Origin of the sequence: Phytopseudomonas seleniipraecipitans (genome assembly GCF_900102335.1) — a bacterium.
Lineage (GTDB): Bacteria > Pseudomonadota > Gammaproteobacteria > Pseudomonadales > Pseudomonadaceae > Aquipseudomonas > Aquipseudomonas seleniipraecipitans.
Map to the genome: position 1 here is coordinate 155,845 of NZ_FNBM01000003.1, position 15,391 is coordinate 171,235.

Below are 15,391 nucleotides of genomic sequence, written 5' to 3' on the forward strand. Positions count from 1 at the left end.
CCCATGGACATCAAGCAACTCAAGTTTCTGATCGCCCTCGACGAAACCCGCCACTTTGGCCAGGCGGCCGCGCGCTGCCACGTCACTCAGCCGACGCTGTCGATGCGCCTGCGCAACCTGGAAGACGAACTGGGTCTGGAACTGGTGCGCCGCGGCCAGCGCTTCGAGGGTTTCAGCGCCGAAGGCGAACGCATCCTCGCCTGGGCACGCAGCGTGATGGCTGCGCATGACGGCCTGTATGCCGAGGCGGCGGCCTGCCGCGGGCAACTGGTCGGTACCTTGCGCCTCGGCGTGGTGCCACTGTCCGGCTTCGACCCGATGGACCTAGTACAGCTGTTCGCCGAACAACATCCGGGGCTGCGCTTCCAGTTGTTCGCACTGAGTAGCGACCAGATCCTCGAACGCCTCGGCAGCAACCAGCTCGACCTTGGCCTGTCGTACCTCGACCGCCTGGATCGCGAGCATTTCGACAGCCTCGAGCTGGCCGCGACGCGCATGGGTCTGTTGTATGACCGTCGTCACTTCCAGTTCACGGAAACCACTCTGCGCTGGGAAACTCTCATCGACCTGCCGCTGGGCCTGCTGTCCGCTGGCATGCACTTTCGCCAGTCAATCGACCACAGCTTCCGCTCCCGCGGCCTGACGCCGCTGCCAAAGCTGGAAACCGATGCCGTTCACCAGTTGCTGCAAGCGGTCAGTGCCGGCCTGTGCTGCTCGATCATGCCGCTACAGAACGGCCTGGCCGAGTTCACCAACGACCTGGTGCTAACGCCCATCGAGGATGCCCACACCCTGGCCCCGCTGGGCCTGATCATGCGCCGCAGCGCGCCCCGCTCGGCGCTGGCCGAAGCCTGCTTCGCCGAAGCGCGCACGCTGATCAACGCGTGATGGACGCCTCGCTGTCGTCACCTGGCGGCGGCAGCCCGGTGTCGCCCCGATCAGCGCGGCCACCCAGGTACCAGCCGAGCAGCCCCCAGATGGCCGCACACAGCGCGCCGATCACAGCGATCAGCGCCACACCGTAGCCGAGCAGGTCGATCAGGCTCTTGGCCCAACCGCTGAGCGCATCGCCGCCACGATAGACCACGGTGTCGATGAAGTTCTTGGCCTTGTACTTGCTCTCGGCATCCAGCGGCGCGAAGAGCATCTCGCGGCCCGGGCGCACGAACGCGTATTCACCGATGCGCCGCACGATCATCAGGCCGGCGAGCACGGCGAACGTCGGCGCCAGCGCCAGAGCAAGAAACCCCACGCACATCAGCAGAGGCACGGCGGCCAACAAGGCGCGCACGCCCAGCCGCTGGGCTACGCGCCCGGTGACGAACAGCTGGGCGAGCAGCGCGCCGGCCTGCACCACGAAATCGATCAGGCCGAACACCCGCACCTGCTCGTCACGATCCGGGAACAGCTCGGCGACCAGCCGGGCCTGCTCGAAATACAGAAAGGTGGTGACCGTGGCGAGCAGGATCACGAACGCGGAAATACCCAGCAGGTAGGACGAGCGGAACACCCGGGTCATGCCGCTGAACGGATTGCCGGCAACCGGCCGCCGTGGGCTTTCCGCCTGGCTGGCACCTGGCCGCCCGGCCCCGGCACGCTCGCGCCAGCCCATCAGGTAGTGTTTCAGCGCCAAGGCTCCGGCCAGCAGCAGCGCGGCCAGCAACGCCAGGCCGCTGGCACCGAGCGCGCCGACCAACAACGCACTCAGCGCCGGCCCGGCCAACCCGCCGACGCTGGCGCCGGCGGCAATGAAAGCGAACAGCCGTTTGGCCTGGGGCGAGTCGAACACGTCGGCCATCAGGCTCCAGGCCACGGACACCACGAACAGGTTGTAGACCGAGATCCACACGTAGAACACCCGCGCCATCCACAGGTTCTCGGCCATCACGCTGAACGCCACGGCGAAAGCCAGCAGGTTGAGGCAGAAGAAGCCGTAGACCCAGTCGATGAAATGGATGCGCGGCACCCGGGAGTTGAGCCAGGCGAACAGCGGCACAGCCAGCAGCATGACCAAGAAGGTCGCGGTGAACAGCCACTGCAGGTTTTCCACGCCGGCCTGAATGCCCATCGACTCGCGGATCGGCCGCAGCATGAAGTAGCCGCAGAACAGACAAAAGAACAACGCGAAGCCCGCCAGCGCCGCGGCTAACTCGCCTGGCTGCGCGTTGATCGCACGGGCTACACGCTGTTGCAGAGGCAGAATCATGGCAGCACGGGCTCCTCACTCGAAGCCTTGCAGTATGGCCTACTCGGCTGCAATGAATCGCGTGACGGAGCTCAAGCCGTGTTCAGCCATATCCGTATGTCGCCGTACGGGTAGTCCTCCAGCGCTGCGAAACCAGGGATCTGCCGGGCCTTGAGGCGGGTGAACAGCGGCACGCTGATGCCGCAGAGAAAGCGTGCAAGGCATTCGTTACTGGGCAATTCACCACCGCGCGCGGCCTGGTATCGCTCGATGAACGCGCCACACAGCGCGTTGCAATCCAGCGTGGCCAGCGGCGTGAGCGAAGGTAGCTCGGGCAGCCGCGCGACCTGGCCGCGGCACACTGAACAGTGCCCGCACTGGCGGGGTGCCTGCTCGTCACCGAAGTACTGCGCCAAGCGGTGACTCAGGCATTGCTCGCTGGCGAACAGCTCAAGCATCGCCTGGATGCGGCGGATTTCGCTGCCCTCCTGCGCCACGAAGTAGTCGTGCAGCTCAGCCGCCAGCGCCTGCCCGTCGAAATCAGGCTTTAGCAGCGCGTAGACATCGGTCATCTGCTTGCTTTCCAGCTCGATCCAACCGCGCTCCTGGAAGAAGTCCAGCGCTTTGACCACCCGCGAGCGCTCCGCCTGGTGTGCGCGATACAGCGCATCGAAATCCACGGTGCACCAGGTGCGCGCCCGTGTCGAAGCACTGACGATGGCCTCGACGAATTGCCGCCGCTCACCCTCGAAGCGCGCCAGCAAGGCATCCGGCTCGATCAAGTACTTGAACCGGTATTCGGCGAAATACGCATAGCGCGGCGCGATGATGCCGCGCAACTCCAGCTGCACGAGCAATGTCTTGAGCGGCAGCTGGCGGATGTTGCTGTGGTCACTGAGCGCATTGAGGGTCATTTCCCACTGACCGTCCCTGGCGTTACTGCGGATCTCCTCAAGGACGCGCTCGATACCGTCGCGCTCCGGCGTGTCACCATAGACGAAGTTTTCCAGCACGTTGAGGCTGTCGCGGTTAGCCAGTACCAGGCAGTCGGACGGCTCGCCATCACGGCCGGCACGGCCGATTTCCTGGCTGTAGTTCTCCACCGACTTGGGCAAGTCGAAATGCACCACATTGCGGATGTCGCGCTTGTCGATGCCCATGCCAAAGGCGATGGTGGCGACGATACAACCCAACTCACCGGCCATGAAGCGACGCTGGATCGCCTCGCGTACGTCGTGCGCCATGCCGGCATGGTAGGCGCTGACGGAAAGCCCCCGCTGGCTCAGCTGTTCGGCAACCTGCTCGGCAGTCTTCTGCTGGGTGACATAGACGATGCTCGGCTCACCTTGCCTGGCGCCGAGCCACTGCTCCAGGCGCCGCTGCTTGTCACGCCCGGCCACCGGTTCGACCAGCAGATTCAGGTTGGGCCGGTAGAAACCGGTGGTGACCACGTCATCGGCGGCGATGGCGAATTTCTTCTGCATATCCGCGATTACCGGCGGTGTCGCCGTAGCGGTGAGCAGCAGCACCTGGGCGATGCCGAACTCGCGCTGATAGTCCGGCAGTTTCAGGTAATCGGGGCGGAAGTTGTGGCCCCACTCGGAAATGCAGTGGGCTTCGTCAACCACCAGTAGGGAAATCGGCACGCCGGCGATGAAATTGCGGAAGCGCTCGTTCTTCAGGCGCTCGACCGAAATCATCAGGATTTTCAGCTCCCCGGATTTGGCCTTGGCCATGGTTTCGCTGATCTGCTCACGGCTCTGCGCCGAGTCGATGCTGGCCGCACTGATAGCGTGCCGGTGCAGGAAGGCCAGCTGATCCTGCATCAGCGCCAACAGCGGCGAGACCACCACTGTGAGGTGCGGCAGATGCAGTGCCGGCAGTTGGTAGCACAAGGACTTGCCCGAACCGGTGGGAAAGATCGCCGCCGCCGAGCGGCCGGCGAGCACTGCGCTGATCACGGTCTCCTGGCCAGGGCGTAGCTGGCTGAAACCAAAAACACGTTGCAAGGTAGTCATCGCGGGTCACTCCTTTGACTGTGCTCTGAGCCGCAAGAGTCTAGTCGGTAAGGCGGGCATCGTTTTTGTACGCGCGCATTGTTCTGCACCATAAATGACAAAGCCGCCCGAAGGCGGCCTTGTCGAACACGGCGCGAGCTTACAGCTGCGGGCCGGCGCTCTTGATCGCATCGCTGACATCGAACTTGGTGAAGTTGTCGATGAACAGCTTGGCCAGACCTTTGGCGGCCTCGTCGTAGGCATTCTGGTCAGCCCAGGTGTTGCGCGGGTTGAGCAGGTTGGTCTCGACGCCTGGAACGGCCTTCGGCACGCTCAGGTTGATGATCGGCAGGTGCTCGGTTTCAGTACCGATCAGCGCGCCGCTCTGGATAGCCGCGATCACGCCACGGGTGGTCGGGATATTGAAACGCTTGCCGACGCCGTAGCCACCGCCAGTCCAGCCGGTGTTGACCAGATAAACCTTGGAGCCGAAGGCCTGGATGCGCTTGATCAGCAGCTCGGCGTAAACGCCAGCTGGACGCGGGAAGAATGGCGCGCCGAAGCAGGTGGAGAAGGTCGACTTGATGCCAGGACCCGAACCCATTTCGGTGGAGCCGACCAACGCGGTGTAGCCGGACAGGAAGTGGTAGGCCGCCTGCTCTTCGTTGAGGATCGACACCGGCGGCAGTACGCCAGTCAGGTCGCAAGTCAGGAAGATCACTGCGTTCGGCTCGCCACCGAGGTTCTTCTCGCTGCGTTTTTCAACGAACTCCAGCGGGTAGGCGGCGCGGCTGTTCTGGGTCAGGCTGTCGTCGGTGTAATCCGGGGCGCGCTGCTCGTCGAGCACCACGTTTTCCAGAACGGTACCGAACTTGATGGCCTTCCAGATCACCGGCTCGTTCTTCTCGGACAAGTCGATGCACTTGGCATAGCAACCGCCTTCGATGTTGAACACTACGCCAGTGCCCCAGCCGTGTTCGTCGTCACCGATCAGGTAACGGCTTTCGTCAGCGGACAGCGTGGTCTTGCCAGTGCCGGACAGACCGAAGAACAGCGTCACGTCGCCTTCTTCGCCGATGTTGGCGGCGCAGTGCATCGGCAGCACGTCGGCGGCCGGCAGCAGGAAGTTCTGCACGCTGAACATGGCTTTTTTCATCTCGCCGGCGTAACGCATGCCAGCGATCAGCACCTTCTTCTGAGCGAAGTTGATGATCACGCAACCGTCGGAATTGGTGCCGTCACGCTCAGGCACGCATTCGAAGTTGGCAACGTTGAGTACTTGCCACTCCTGCTTGCCAGACGGGTTGTACTGGCTCGGTTCGATGAACAGCTGACGGCCGAAGAGGTTCTGCCAAGCGGTGGCAGTGGTCATCTTGACGGGCAGGTAGTGGGCTTCGGCGGAACCTACATGAACGTGGGAAACGAAGCTGTCCTGGGCGTTGGAGAACGCTTGCACGCGATCCCACAGGGCGTCGAACTTGTCCGCCGGAAACTTGCGATTGATCGGGCCCCAGCCGATGTCGGCCGAAGTACTCGGCTCATCGACGATGAAACGGTCGACCGGAGAACGCCCGGTACGGTGGCCGGTGCGTACAACCAGAGCACCAGTGGACGCCAGTTCGCCCTCACCGCGACGAAGCGCTTCCTCGACCAGTTGAGCGGTGCTGATGTCGGTGTACACAGCGTTGTTGGCTTGCGTCATGTAAGTCCCCGTCGGCCGAACGGCCGAGTCTTCCAAACGTTTGTAGTCATGCCAAAAGCAGACTACAGCTAAAAAAGTGCGCGGATTATGCCAGAAAAGCGGGCCACGGGTGCAGCCCCCAATCAGAACACCCTACGCGTTGCTGGCAGGCCTCAATGACGGGTGTCAGAGGGCTGCTGGCTGCCTCCACCGGCGAACAGCTGGGCGATGTCGGCGGCATCAAACCCATAGCGCTCATTGCAGAATTGGCAGTCGATTTCCACGCGGCCGTGATGCTCGCTGAGCAGCAGCTCGGCATCGGCCTGCCCTAAACTGACCAGCGCTTTGGCAGAGCGTTCACGCGAGCAGCTACAACGGAACTGAATAAGGCGCGGATCGAACACGCGCACCGTCTCCTGATGATAGAGACGGTGCAGCACGGTTTCATTGTCCAGGCCCAGCAACTCCTCGTTTTGCAGGGTATCGGCAAGAGCCACCAGGTGCTCCCAGCTGGCAGCGCGCTCTTCATCATCGGTAAGGCGATCGGCAGGCAGTTGCTGCAGCAGGAAACCGCGCGCGCGCATTCCGTCGGCGCACAGCCAGAAACGCGTAGCCAGTTGTTCAGAGGTGGCGAAATAGTTGGTCAGGCAATTTTCCAGGGTGTCGCCTTCCAGCGAGACGATGCCCTGGTAGCGCTGGCCCTGCTTGGGATCGACGGTCATGGCCATCACGCCGTTGGGCATCAGTTGCAAGAGGCCGTCGCCATCGGCGATGCGCTCGGCTTCATAGCGGGCGATACCGCGCACTTCGCCTTCACTGGAGCACTCCACCATCAACAGCGGCACCGGGCCTTCCGAGCGCACTTGCAGCACCAGCAGGCCGTCGAACTTCAGCGTACCGACCAGCAGCGATGCCGCAGCCAGCAGTTCGCCGAGCAACTGCGCAACCGGGCGCGGGTAATCATGCTTGGCCAGCACCTGTTGGTAACTGCCGGACAGCCCGACCAATTCACCGCGCACATCGGTGTCGTCGAAAAGAAAACGTTGGGTGAAGTCGGACATAACGGATCGCCTGCTTATAGATGCGAGACAGACCGGCGGTTTTACCGACGGGCCTGGGGGCGGGCAATTTTAGGCGCAAATGTGACGTCTACCAAGCTGAATGCGAAGAACGGCCTTGCTGCGCGAGCCTGAACCCGCGCTGAACAAGTCCGTGAAAGCCCACAGCATGGCGAATCGGCTGCCTAAAATCGGCGGTTTTCCTTGTAAGCCCTTCGCCATGCACCTCGCTCTAAACGCTCAATGGCGCCCTCGCGCGCTGATCATCAGTCACCTCTGCATTGCCGTGTTGTTTGCCAGCTGGCTGTGGCCGGTAACCCGCGTCTACTGGAATCAATTCGATCTCTGGCTGTTCCACCTGCTCAACGACCCGGTGCATGCCGCCGGCGTGTGGGCGCACGTCTGGGCCATCGGCAGTATGCGACCGGTGGACGCCGGTGTTGGCGTGGTGATGCTGGCCATCATGCTACGCGCCGGTCTGATATTCCCGGCGGCGCAGGTACGCACCGGGCTGTATGCCTTCCTTGTGGCGCTCATCGTCATGTTGTTGATGCGCGTCGGGTTCGCCGACCTTGTCGAGTACATGGGCTGGCAGCACGCCAGTCCTTCGCTGCTGATAGAAGGCAGCGCTCGACTCACCGAAATGTTCCCGGCCTGGGAAGAACGTTGGGACCTGAAAGACAGCGCCAGCCGTAGCTTCCCCGGTGACCACGCCTCGGTGCTGATGGTTTGGGCGATGTTCTGCAGCTTCTTCGTGGCCGGCTGGCGCCGAGCGCTGGTCTGGGTGGTTGCGGTGATCGGCATGCTGCCACGCCTCGTCGCGGGTGCCCACTGGGGTGCGGATGCGCTGGTCGGCGGCGTACTGCTCAGCGTGCTGGGTATCGCCTGGAGCTGCTACACGCCCCTGGCCTTCCGCGCCAGTGCTGCGCTGGAGCGACTGACCGCACCGCTGGCACGCGGCCTGGCCAAGCTGCCGCTGCTCGGTTCGATCAGCCTGATTGGCGGGCGCTGACGCCCTACTCCACCCAGTCGCCGGAGCCGCCGCGCAGATAGAACAGCTGCCGGCGCTGCTTCTTGCTCGGCCGGCCCTCGGTCTGTACGCCGAGGGCGCCAGCCTTGCGCTGCTCGGCGGCGCGCTCACGGCGCACGATGCTTTCGCCAGTTTCGGCATACAACGCCTGCGCTTCCGGCGCTCCGCGACGCACCACCGACAGCGCTTGGACGACCACCGTGCGCTCGTCGAAACCAGTGCGAATCACATATTCCTCACCCACCTTCGGCTCCTTGCCAGGTTTGCAGCGCTCGCCACGGCAGTGCACCTTGCCGCCCTCTATCGCCGCCTTGGCCAGCGCGCGCGTCTTGAAGAAGCGCGCAGCCCATAGCCACTTGTCCAAGCGTACCTTGTCATCGGTATCCTGCTTTGCCACCATCACCTCACCGCTGAATGAATTGCCGTCATAATTTGCTGGTACATCAGCCTGTCTCTATTGTCACAACGACACAAGTATTTGATCGAGCACCAGCCGTTGCGGAGTTGCAGTGACCCATTTTCCCAGTGACCTGACCCATCCCGAAAAATGCCGCGGCTGCCAGGCCAGCCCCGAGCTGGATTTCGCGTTCAATTTCGCCTTCCAGCCCATCGTCGACATCCGCACCCGCGACGTGTTCGCCCACGAAGCGCTGGTGCGCGGGCCCGCGGGTGAAGGCGCGCTGAGCGTGCTCGACCGGGTCAACGACAATAACCGCTACCGATTCGACCAGCGTTGCCGCACCCAGGCGATTGCCGAAGCGATGCAGCTGGGCATGCAATCGTTTCTGTCGATCAACTTCCTGCCCAACGCCGTGTATCGCCCCGAGCTGTGCATCCGCAGCACCCTGGAGGCGGCCCGGCAGCACAACTTTCCGCTGGATAAGCTGATCTTCGAGACCATCGAGAGCGACCACCTGCCGGATAGCCGGCACCTGACCAACATCCTGCGTCAGTACCAGGAGTTCGGCTTCAAGACAGCGATCGACGACTTTGGCGCCGGTTATTCAGGCCTCACGCTGCTGGCTGACTTCCAGCCCGACCTGATCAAACTGGACATGGCGCTGATTCGCGGCGTCGATCAGGACCGGCCCCGCCAGGCCATCGTGCGCGCTATCGTCGCCATGTGCAGCGACCTCGGCATCCAGGTTATCGCGGAAGGCATCGAGACCCCGGGCGAGCGGGATTTTCTCGCCGACAGTGGGATCGAACTGATGCAGGGCTACCTGTTTGCCAAGCCGCAATTCAAGGGGCTGCCAGTGATTGCCGACGCCGCCTGGCGCGCAGCCGATACCGCTCACTGACAGGCGCGCATCTCAGCGCATTTCAGTACCATGAGCGCCATCGCCATCGCGCCAGATCCAGCAGCCACGGAAGCCTTTCTTGAAGACATTCGACCACCTCAACGTGATCGGCCTGCGCGAATGGGTCAACCTGCCTGACCTCGGCATCATCGGCCTGCGCGCCAAGATAGACACCGGAGCCAGCACATCCAGCCTGCACGCCAGCGACATCCAGACCTTCGAGCGCGAGGGTGAAGAATGGGTGCGTTTCACAGCCTACATCGGCACCCAGGTGCAGCGTCGCCATCGTTGCGAAGCGCGCCTGGTCACGGTGAAAAGCATCAAGAGCTCCAACGGCCAGGCACAAAGCCGCTACGTTATTCGTACCAGCCTGATGCTCGGTGATTTGTCATGGCCGGTGGAGTTCACACTGGCCAGCCGCAAGACCATGCGCTACCGCATGTTGCTCGGTTCCAAAGCGCTGATCGACGGCCAACTGGTGGTCAACCCGGCGCTAACCTACGTGCAAGAAAAACCTTCGCTTACCGACCTTAGCGGTGCCCAATGAAAATCGCTGTGCTGTCGCGCAATCCGCGCCTGTATTCCACCCGCCGCCTGGTTGAAGCCGGGCAGCAGCGCGGCCATGAAGTGGTGGTTATCGACACCCTGCGCGCCTATATGAACATCGCCAGCCACAAGCCGCAGATCCACTATCGCGGCAAACCGCTGGAAGATTTCGACGCGGTGATCCCGCGTATTGGCGCCTCGGTCACCTTCTACGGCTGCGCGGTGCTGCGCCAGTTCGAAATGATGGGCGTCGTGCCGCTCAACGAATCGGTGGCCATCGCCCGCTCGCGGGACAAGCTGCGCTCGCTGCAACTGCTGTCGCGACGCGGCGTCGGCCTGCCGGTGACCGGGTTTGCCCACTCGCCAGACGATATTCCCGACCTGATCCAGATGGTCAACGGCGCACCCCTGGTGATCAAGGTGCTGGAAGGCACCCAGGGCATCGGCGTGGTGCTGTGTGAAACCGAGAAGGCCGCCGAGTCGGTGATTGAGGCGTTCATGGGCCTCAAGCAGAACATCATGGTGCAGGAGTACATCAAGGAAGCCGGCGGTGCCGACATCCGCTGCTTCGTGGTCGGCGACAAGGTCATCGCGGCGATGAAACGCCAGGCCAAGCCGGGCGAGTTCCGCTCCAACCTGCATCGCGGTGGCACCGCCAGCCTGATCAAGATCACCCCCGAGGAACGCATGACCGCGATCCGTGCGGCCAAGGTCATGGGCCTGTCGGTGGCAGGCGTCGACATCCTGCGCTCCAACCACGGCCCGCTGGTCATGGAGGTGAACTCCTCGCCCGGCCTGGAAGGCATTGAGGTCACCACCGGCAAGGATGTGGCCGGGATGATCATCCAGTACCTGGAAAAGAACGGCGGCCCCAACCTGACCCGCACCAAGGGTAAAGGATGAGCACGCCATTCGCTGGCCGCCTGGCCCTGATCGCCCCCGCCTCGGCCGTTGCCGATGAGGTGTTCGACGCGACCTTGGCGCAGCTTGAGGTGCAGGGCATCGACTACCACCTGGGCCGCCATACGCGCGCCCGTCACCGCTACCTGGCCGGCACCCCGGCGCAGCGCCTGGAGGACTTGCATGAAGCCTTCTCGCTGCCCAACATCGATGCCGTCTGGTGCCTGCGTGGTGGTTACGGCTGCGCGCACTTGCTGCCGGGTATCGACTGGTCGCTGCTGCAGAACGCCAGCCCGCGCCCACTGATCGGCTACTCCGATCTGTCGCTGCTGCTCGATGCTTTCGGCCGTCATGGGCTGCCTGCCATCCACGGGCCAGTCACTACCGCGCTTGGCTTGCAGGCGCTGTCCGCGCCAACCGGTCAGCGCGAGCGGCTGGCCTCCATGCGCTCGTTGTGGGATGTGCTGCAGGATCGCGGCCAGCCCCTGCCGGTACGCCACATCAGCGGGCCTGAAGCGCAGGTAGAAGGCCCGCTGGTTGGCGGCAATCTCACTGCCCTGGCCAGCGGCTGCGGCACGGTCGCCGGTATGCAGTTGCCGGATAACGCGATTCTGATCCTCGAAGACGTCGGCGAGCCCTACTACCGCCTGGAACGCAGCTTCTGGCAGCTGTTCGAAAGCTTCGGCGAGCAACGCCCGGCCGCGGTGTGCCTGGGCAGCTTCACCGATTGCCCCCGGCGCGGCGTGCTGCACAGCATCGAGGAAATCATCGGTGAATACCTCGCACCCTTCGGCATCCCGCTCTACGGCGAGTTGCCCAGCGGCCACGGCGACGCCAACTTCGCCTGGCCGTATGGCCGTTTGGCGCGGTTGGAGCGCAATACACTCGCCTGGTAGCGCAACCCACTAAGGCGTGGGCGACTGCGCCTCTAGCCAGACCTGGAAATCCGCCTCGGCCATAGGCCGGCCAAGCAGGTAGCCCTGGCCGAATTCGCAACCCAGCGTTTTCAGATGAGCGAGTTGCTCGGGCGTCTCTATCCCTTCGGCCACACACTCGAGGCCGAGATTGCGGGCAATCATGAGGATGGTTTCGACCAGCAGCGCGTTACTGCTGGTCTCGCTGTCACCTAGGTCCTGGGTGAAGCTGCGATCGATCTTCAGTCGATTCAGCGGCAGCCGTTTGAGGTAGGTCAGCGATGAATATCCCGTTCCGAAGTCGTCGATGGAAAAACGCATGCCCAACACCTTGAGCGCCTGCATATTGGCAATGCACTGCTCGACATCCTCGAGGAGCACGCCCTCGGTGATTTCCAGCTCCAGTGCGGCGGCCGGCACGGCATAGCGCTGCAGGCAATCGCGGATCCGCGCAACGCAGCCGCGGCTGCGCAGCTCGCGCGGGCTGAGGTTCACCGCCAGTACCAGTTGTGGGCGTTCCGGCAGCCAGCGTTGCAGGGTTGCACAGGCTTGCTCAAGCACCCAGTTGCCAATCTCCTGGATCAGCCCGGTTTCTTCTGCCAGCGGGATGAACTGCCCCGGCGGTACTTCGCCGCGCTCAGGGTGGTGCCAGCGCGCCAGCACTTCGGCGCCGATAACGCGCCCACCGCTGAGCTGCAGCTGCGGCTGAAACGCGAGATAAAGCTGGTTACGGGCGATGGCCTGGCGCAAGTCACCCTGCATCTGTAATCGCTCATCGATGGCTGCCTGCATCGCTGGCGCAAAGAAATGCAGAGCATTGCGGCCCGCCTGCTTGGCCCGGTACATGGCGGTGTCCGCTTGCTTCATGACGTCGGCAGCGTTCTGCTTGCCAAACGGATGCAGGGTGATGCCAATACTGGCACTGACCGATAACTCGTGACCATCCACCAGACACGGCGACTGCAGGCTCTGCAACAGCCGCTCCGCCGTCATAGCGGCCTGCTCTCCCGCCAACTCCGGATTGACGCCCAGTGCTTCGAGCAGCACCACGAATTCGTCTCCGCCCATACGCGCCAGCGTATCTTCGGTACGCAGCTGACCTGCTAGGCGCGCCGTGACCTCCCGCAATAAGCCGTCGCCCACCACATGCCCCAGGCTGTCGTTGACCGTTTTGAAGTGATCGAGATCGATGAATAGCAAGGCCCCCAGGTTGCCCTCGCGCATTTCCCGGTCCATGGCGTGCTGCAGACGGTCGAGCAGCAGCCGGCGATTGGGTAGTCCGGTCAATTCATCGCTGAAGGCGAGGCGTTCGATTTCTCGCTGGTAGCGCTGACGCTCCGATATATCCGTAATGCTGCAACGAATCAGCGCAGCTTCCCCAGGCAGACGTACCAGACGCACCTCGCAAGGAAAGTGCCGCCCGCTGCTGTCTCGATGCGTCCACTCGAACACTGGCACCTCACCGCTTAACGCGGCCGCCAGATAACCCTTTTCCGCCTCGACCGAGAGCACGCCGTTTGGCTGCCTCAACGGGCTCAGCTCGAAGGGCCGGCGGCGCAGCAGCTCCTCCCGGCGGCAGCCGAACAGGCGCAGTGCGTTCTCGTTGAAATCGACCATACCGCCGTCTTCGGTATACAGCAGGATCGCTTCAGGGGCGTGCTCGACAATGGTGCGATAACGCGCCTCAGCCTCGAAGCGCGCACTGATATCCTCGACCAGCAGCAGAAACATACTGATTCCCGCGCTGCCCCGGCGCACGGCACGCAAGTTGAGCCGAGTGTGCACTTCGCTGCCATCCGGGCGGATAAAACGCCGATCGCGCTCGAAACCTTCACGCCTTCCCTGTAACACATCATCGAACAGCCATCGCTCGGCGTTGAGATCGTCCGCCACGCTGATGCTTTGCCAACTGCTCTCGAGCAACTGTTCGCGGCTGCGGCCGAGGATGCTGCACAGCTTGAGGTTGACTTCCTCCCAGCCGAAAGTAGGGGTAATCAGCGCCATGCCGATCAGTGGTGCCTCGAAGAATAGCCGCAGACGATCATCGCGCTCCCGAAGCTGTTGCTCGGTGCGGCGCCGCGTGGTGATGTCCTGGACGGCGCCATACAGACGAACCAGCTCGGCGCCATCTCGCTCTGCCGCTCCGCGCAAACGGATCCAGCGTGTCTTGCCCAGAAAGGTGGTAACCCGCACCTCGATATCGAAACGTTCACCGCCCTCGATCATCGCCTGCAGGGTCTTGTGAATCAGGGCCTGGCCAGCCGCATCGAACTGGCCGACCGATTGCTGGAAAGTAAGCGGCGCATTTCGTGGATCAAGCTCGTAAATCTTGAAGCAGCCGAGACTCCAATACATGCTCATATCCTGCAGGTTGAGCACCCAGCCACCAATGTCGGCGATGTCTTCGGTCTGGCTGAACAGGTGACTCTGCTGCAGCAGCTCCTCGCGCTGGCGAGCCACCTCCTGGGCCAACTGCTCGCGAGCGGTGACATCCTGCTGCATGACGATGAAGTGGCTGAGGCCCTGCTCGTCGTGCATGGGCGCAAGGATCACCTCGCTCCAGAACGGCTGTCCGTCCTTGCGCTGCAGCTGCAGCACCGCGTTGCCAGGCGTGCCGCGGCGGATGGCGGTTTCCAGCACCCGCATATCTTCATAGCGCTGCTCGTCCCGCAGCAGACGGCGCAGGCCCTGGCCGAGGCTGCCCTGAGCGTCCTGCCCGGTGATGCGCTCGAACGAGGGGTTGCAGTAGATAAGCGGCAACTCTTCACGGCGCGCATCGGCGATCACCACGCCCAACGGGCTGGCGTCCAACGCCAGATTGGCCAGTGCCAATTGTTGCTGCATCGCTGCGCTGCGGCTCAGCGCCAAGCGCAGATCGCTGAGGCTACGCCCGACCAGTAGCGCCGACACGGTGAACAACAGGACGCTGAAATGCAGTTCCAGTTGCTGCGGGTCTATCCACCGGGCGCTGCTGTAGACGTCACGAAACCACGGCAAGGTGAGGACGCTCAGCACACTCACCGCGGCGCCACACAACGCGCCTGAGAAGCCCCACACCATCGCCAGGCTCAGCATGACCAGACCAATCAACGGCAGTTTCAACGTCAGCGGTAAGAATGCCAGCAGCACCGGTATGCCCACCAATATTGCCAGGAGCAGCAGCTTCGGTGGCAGGGTGCGCAACAACGCAGGCACTTCCTGCTGCGGCACCGCAAGGCCCTCCTGTGGCTGCAGCCAGCCACGGCGGCGCAACCACGGGCTCAGGTACGTCAGCAGCGGGATGGAAATCATCAGGGCGGTCAGGCTGTCTGCTAGCCACAGCGCAATAGCTACCCGCGGAGCTTCATGGGCTGGCAGCCCACCCAACACCAACAGGTTGCACAGCAGCGCCAGGCTGGTGAGTGCTGCCGGCAGCAACACCCCCAGCAGCGTGAAACGCAGCAGGTGGCTGATATCCGGCAAGGCCGCATCGAAAGGTCGCCAACGCAGCAGCAGGTAAGAGAGCGCAACGCCCAGCATCTCCGGCAGGGCGTGCACAGGCGCCCAATGCCAATCAAGCCCCCACAGAGGCGTACAGATAATTGAATTGACGTACAGCGCCGCCAGCACCCGCGGGCCCCACCAGAGCGCGAGCGCCAATCCCAGGGCAAATGGCAGATAAAAGATCGCCAACCCACCTTCAACTTGGGTAACAAGGGAAAGCAGGGTGGCCAGGTGGAATACCGGGAGTGGCAACCACCAGGTCCAGAAAGGCAGCTGTTGGGATGTGCGGGGCATGC

At 63.1% G+C, this 15,391-nt stretch carries 12 protein-coding genes; 6 read left to right on the forward strand and 6 right to left on the reverse strand.

Annotated features, from left to right (window positions below; genetic code table 11):
* The first annotated feature begins 3 nt into the window (after nucleotides 1-3).
* Nucleotides 4-888 carry a LysR family transcriptional regulator gene (locus BLS60_RS08380; protein ID WP_092366865.1) on the forward strand — a complete coding sequence of 295 codons (885 nt, stop codon included), beginning with the start codon at nucleotides 4-6 and terminating at the stop codon, nucleotides 886-888.
* Here the strand turns inward: BLS60_RS08380 and BLS60_RS08385 are convergent.
* The 4 genes from BLS60_RS08385 to hslO all read right to left on the reverse strand — a co-directional run bounded on the left by BLS60_RS08385 (nucleotide 878) and on the right by hslO (nucleotide 6,924).
* On the reverse strand, nucleotides 878-2,206 hold the full coding sequence (locus BLS60_RS08385) for an NTP/NDP exchange transporter (RefSeq protein ID WP_092366867.1): 1,329 nt from the start codon (nucleotides 2,204-2,206) through the stop codon (nucleotides 878-880). The two genes, BLS60_RS08380 and BLS60_RS08385, sit on opposite strands and share 11 nt — an antisense overlap.
* Nucleotides 2,207-2,277: 71 nt before the next feature.
* Nucleotides 2,278-4,203, reverse strand: a complete 1,926-nt coding sequence (locus BLS60_RS08390; RefSeq protein ID WP_092366869.1) for a RecQ family ATP-dependent DNA helicase — start codon at nucleotides 4,201-4,203, stop codon at nucleotides 2,278-2,280.
* Nucleotides 4,204-4,342: 139 nt separating this feature from the next.
* Nucleotides 4,343-5,884, reverse strand: a complete 1,542-nt coding sequence (locus tag BLS60_RS08395) for a phosphoenolpyruvate carboxykinase (RefSeq protein ID WP_092366871.1) — start codon at nucleotides 5,882-5,884, stop codon at nucleotides 4,343-4,345.
* 152 nt (nucleotides 5,885-6,036) lie between these two features.
* Entirely contained in the window at nucleotides 6,037-6,924 is an 888-nt protein-coding gene (hslO, locus tag BLS60_RS08400; RefSeq protein ID WP_092366874.1) for an Hsp33 family molecular chaperone HslO, read from the reverse strand.
* Nucleotides 6,925-7,141: 217 nt separating this feature from the next.
* Here hslO and BLS60_RS08405 point away from each other — a divergent pair, with 217 nt between their 5' ends.
* Complete coding sequence (locus tag BLS60_RS08405) at nucleotides 7,142-7,933, forward strand: phosphatase PAP2 family protein (protein ID WP_092367426.1); 792 nt, start codon at nucleotides 7,142-7,144, stop codon at nucleotides 7,931-7,933.
* Between the two features lie 4 nt (nucleotides 7,934-7,937).
* On the opposite strand, the gene BLS60_RS08410 is transcribed toward BLS60_RS08405, so the two are convergent.
* Nucleotides 7,938-8,351 (reverse strand): RNA-binding S4 domain-containing protein, encoded by a 414-nt coding sequence (locus tag BLS60_RS08410; RefSeq protein ID WP_070880150.1) that lies wholly within the window; start codon nucleotides 8,349-8,351, stop codon nucleotides 7,938-7,940.
* Between the two features lie 109 nt (nucleotides 8,352-8,460).
* Here BLS60_RS08410 and rimA point away from each other — a divergent pair, with 109 nt between their 5' ends.
* From rimA to BLS60_RS08430, 4 genes are all read left to right on the forward strand, one after another.
* On the forward strand, nucleotides 8,461-9,252 hold the full coding sequence (rimA, locus tag BLS60_RS08415) for a S6 modification regulatory phosphodiesterase RimA (RefSeq protein ID WP_092366877.1): 792 nt from the start codon (nucleotides 8,461-8,463) through the stop codon (nucleotides 9,250-9,252).
* Between the two features lie 79 nt (nucleotides 9,253-9,331).
* Nucleotides 9,332-9,799 carry a retropepsin-like aspartic endopeptidase RimB gene (gene rimB, locus BLS60_RS08420; RefSeq protein WP_070880152.1) on the forward strand — a complete coding sequence of 156 codons (468 nt, stop codon included), beginning with the start codon at nucleotides 9,332-9,334 and terminating at the stop codon, nucleotides 9,797-9,799.
* Nucleotides 9,796-10,701 (forward strand): 30S ribosomal protein S6--L-glutamate ligase, encoded by a 906-nt coding sequence (gene rimK / locus BLS60_RS08425; RefSeq protein WP_070880153.1) that lies wholly within the window; start codon nucleotides 9,796-9,798, stop codon nucleotides 10,699-10,701. The genes rimB and rimK overlap by 4 nt, the downstream gene beginning before the upstream one ends.
* Nucleotides 10,698-11,594, forward strand: coding sequence for a S66 peptidase family protein (locus BLS60_RS08430; RefSeq protein ID WP_092366880.1), 897 nt, complete (start codon nucleotides 10,698-10,700; stop codon nucleotides 11,592-11,594). Before rimK ends, BLS60_RS08430 begins: the two co-directional genes overlap by 4 nt.
* 9 nt (nucleotides 11,595-11,603) lie before the next feature.
* Here the strand turns inward: BLS60_RS08430 and BLS60_RS08435 are convergent, their stop codons facing one another.
* Nucleotides 11,604-15,389: a bifunctional diguanylate cyclase/phosphodiesterase gene (locus BLS60_RS08435; protein ID WP_092366892.1), complete on the reverse strand. Its 3,786-nt coding sequence runs from the start codon at nucleotides 15,387-15,389 to the stop codon at nucleotides 11,604-11,606.
* Nucleotides 15,390-15,391: the final 2 nt, after the last annotated feature.